General features: G+C 72.9%; 2 protein-coding genes and 2 pseudogenes. 3 read left to right on the top strand and 1 reads right to left on the bottom strand.

Going from position 1 to position 2,228, the window contains the following annotated elements; genetic code table 11:
• Positions 1-260, bottom strand: a pseudogene (locus tag G6018_RS17565) (hypothetical protein); the annotation flags it as partial.
• A gap of 161 nt (positions 261-421) precedes the next feature.
• Here G6018_RS17565 and lspA point away from each other — a divergent pair.
• From lspA to G6018_RS08775, 3 genes and pseudogenes are all read left to right on the top strand, one after another.
• A complete protein-coding gene (gene lspA, locus G6018_RS08785) occupies positions 422-1,048 on the top strand; it encodes a signal peptidase II (protein ID WP_182611100.1) in 627 nt (208 codons plus the stop codon).
• Positions 1,041-1,967 carry an RluA family pseudouridine synthase gene (locus G6018_RS08780; RefSeq protein WP_179526215.1) on the top strand — a complete coding sequence of 309 codons (927 nt, stop codon included), beginning with the start codon at positions 1,041-1,043 and terminating at the stop codon, positions 1,965-1,967. Before lspA ends, G6018_RS08780 begins: the two co-directional genes overlap by 8 nt.
• A pseudogene (locus G6018_RS08775) lies at positions 1,964-2,228 on the top strand (hypothetical protein); the annotation flags it as partial. The gene G6018_RS08780 and the pseudogene G6018_RS08775, both read left to right, overlap by 4 nt.

Below are 2,228 nucleotides of genomic sequence, written 5' to 3'. Positions count from 1 at the left end.
TTCTCGTCGATCCTCGGCTCCGAGCCCGGCACGGTCGTGCGAGACGTCGCGGACCTGGTGACGGCGACGGTCACGGGCTCACGCGAGGGGGCGTAGGCCAACACCCTCAGGTCCCCGGAGCCCTCGTCGAGGAGCTCGACCGTCGGGGCGGGGCCGGGGTCCACCTCCACCGCCGGCTCCAGGCCCTGGTCCTCCTGCGCGCTGACCGCCGCGTCCCCGGGGGAGTCCCCGCCGTCCGAGCACGCGGCCGTGGAGGCCACGAGCGCAGCGGCCAGCGCGGTAACGAGGAGTCGGCGACCGCCTCGCGTGGGTCGGGAAGGGCCGGAGGCACGGGGTGTTTGGGGGTTCACGACCCCCGAGCCTAGAGGGTCCACCCACCGGGCCACCCGGCCCCGCCGGGGGATCAGGGATACTGGACCGCATGACGGAGACCAACGGGACGCGGTCCGACGCCACGGGGACGACGCCCGGCGGTGCCGGTGCCGGCTATTTCAGGGCGGGGCCGGTGGTCATGCTGATGATCGCCGCGGTGATCGTGACGGCGGACCAGGTGACCAAGGCCCTTGCGGTGTGGGGACTCGAGGGACAGGACCCGATCCGGATCGTCGGCGACACCGTACGACTGCTCCTCCTGCGCAACCCCGGGGCGGCCTTCTCGATGGGGACCGGCTCGACCGTCGTCCTGAGCATCGTGGCGACACTGGTCGTGCTGGGATTGCTGTGGTTCTCGCGTCGGGTCCACTCCCGGTGGTGGGCGTGGGGACTCGGGTTGATCCTGGGTGGTGCCGCCGGGAATCTCGTCGACCGGTACCTCCGCTCGCCCGGGGTGCTGCGCGGACACGTGGTGGACTTCGTCTCGGTCGGGTGGTGGCCGGTGTTCAACGTGGCCGACTCGAGTCTGGTCGTCGGCGTGATCGTGGTGGCCGTCGCCGTGTTCAGGGGCGTGGAGTTCGACGGCTCGCGTGGGTTGGTGGCGGAGGACGCCGCCGCGACGGAGCGTCGTGACGGCGGGGACGGCGGCGACACCGTGGGCGGAACGCATGGGTGAGCTGCGCACCTTCCCCGTCCCGGACGGTCTCGACGGGATGCGGGTGGATGCGGGCGTCTCCCGCCTGCTCGGGATCTCCCGGACCGCGGTCGCCGACCTCGCCGGCGAGGGCAAGGTGCTGATCGACGGCCGGGCCGTGGGCAAGTCCGACAAGCTCACCGGGATGTCGTGGATCGAGGTCGAGATGCCCGACCCGCGGGCCGAACCGGCGGTGGTCGCCGAGCCGGTGGAGGGGATGGCGGTCATCTACTCCGACGCCGACCTCGTCGTCGTCGACAAACCCGTCGGCGTGGCCGCCCACCCCTCCGTGGGCTGGACCGGCCCCACCGTGATCGGGGGGCTGGCGGCCGCCGGGTACCGCATCTCCACCTCGGGGCCGCCGGAGCGCAAGGGGATCGTCCACCGCCTCGACGTGGGCACCTCCGGCCTGATGGTGGTCGCGGCCTCCGAGCGCGCGTACACGCTCCTCAAGCGGGCGTTCCGCGACCGCACGGTCGACAAGACCTACCACGCGCTGGTCCAGGGACACCCCGATCCGCTGTCCGGGACCATCGACGCCCCCATCGGCCGCCACACCTCCAACGACTGGCGGTTCGCGGTCACCTCCGACGGCAAGCACTCGATCACCCACTACGACACGCTCGAGGCGCACCAGGCCGCGACGCTGGTCGAGGTGAAGCTCGAGACCGGGCGCACCCACCAGATCCGGGTGCACTTCTCCGCCCTGCACCACCCGTGCGCGGGGGACCTGACCTACGGCGCCGATCCGGTGCTGGCGAGGCGGCTCGGGCTGGAGCGGCAGTGGCTCCACGCGGTGGGGCTCGGGTTCGACCACCCGGGCACCGGTGAGCGCGTGGACTTCGCGAGCTCGTACCCCGATGACCTCCAGCACGCGCTGGACGCCCTCCGCGCGGCGTGAGCAGGCCCCGGGGCACCGGTCGGACGACCCCCCGATCGGCCGGCCTGCGGGTCCTCAGGATCGCGGGTGTCGGGGTGGTGATCGTCCTGGCGTTGGTCGCCGTCCTCACCGCGCTGCGCACCGAGCTACCGCGCAGCCCCGGGGTGATGAGCGACGCGCTGGGCCCCGAGAACGGCGAGGTGGTCGACGACTACCTGGCGCGTGCCGCGAGCTCCCTGGGTGACGACGACGAGGACCCCGCCACCGGAGCAGACGACCACC

This window comes from Dietzia sp. DQ11-44, assembly GCF_014145205.1.
Classification (GTDB): Bacteria; Actinomycetota; Actinomycetes; order Mycobacteriales; family Mycobacteriaceae; genus Dietzia; species Dietzia natronolimnaea.
This window is presented reverse-complemented; position numbering and strand designations above follow the sequence as displayed.

Excerpts from the sequence above, each read along its gene's own strand:
- lspA (WP_182611100.1), top strand. The coding sequence starts at position 422 with ATGACGGAGACCAACGGGACGCGGTCCGACGCCACGGGGACGACGCCC.
- G6018_RS08780 (WP_179526215.1), top strand. The coding sequence starts at position 1,041 with ATGGGTGAGCTGCGCACCTTCCCCGTCCCGGACGGTCTCGACGGGATG.